The following is a 507-nucleotide window of genomic DNA, read 5'->3' on the forward strand; positions in this document are numbered from 1 at the left end:
TTTTCAAGCTGAGCGATAGAAAATGCCGCATTTATCGAGTTTATGTCGTATTTTAAACCGATATCAACGACGTCGTAGATGTAGCTTAAACTACCAAATTTATCTATACCATTTACAAGGGCGTAGTTACGAAGTAGTTTTGCTTTTTTATAGACTTCTTCGTCATTTGTCGTGAAAAATCCAACTGTTGAGATAGGATTTTGCACACGTGAGTTTGTCTGAAAGCATGACAAAAACGAGTCTGAACCAACCTTTTTGCCATTATATGTTAGTCCTATGCCTCGGTTTGCATCATCTAAAACGACGATGCCGTATTTTTCGCAGATAGCCTTTATCTCATCAAGCCTAGCGCTTTGTCCAGCGATGTGTGAGATAAAAGCGCATTTTAGTTTCTTGTGATTTTGCTCTTTTAGCACCTTTTCAAGGGCTTCTGGGCTGATGTTAAAGTCCTCTTCGTCGATATCAACAAAGATAGGCTCGGCATCAAAATGTCTAACAGCCTGAGCC

General features: G+C 39.6%; 1 protein-coding gene. It reads right to left on the reverse strand.

All coding sequences use genetic code 11. From position 1 onward, the window contains the following. Nucleotides 1–507, reverse strand: a 507-nt coding sequence (locus tag CYP26_RS07455; RefSeq protein ID WP_181000886.1) for a DegT/DnrJ/EryC1/StrS family aminotransferase, incomplete at both ends; no start/stop codon positions are given.

Source organism: Campylobacter concisus (assembly GCF_002913225.1).
Taxonomy (GTDB): Bacteria; Campylobacterota; Campylobacteria; order Campylobacterales; family Campylobacteraceae; genus Campylobacter_A; species Campylobacter_A concisus_J.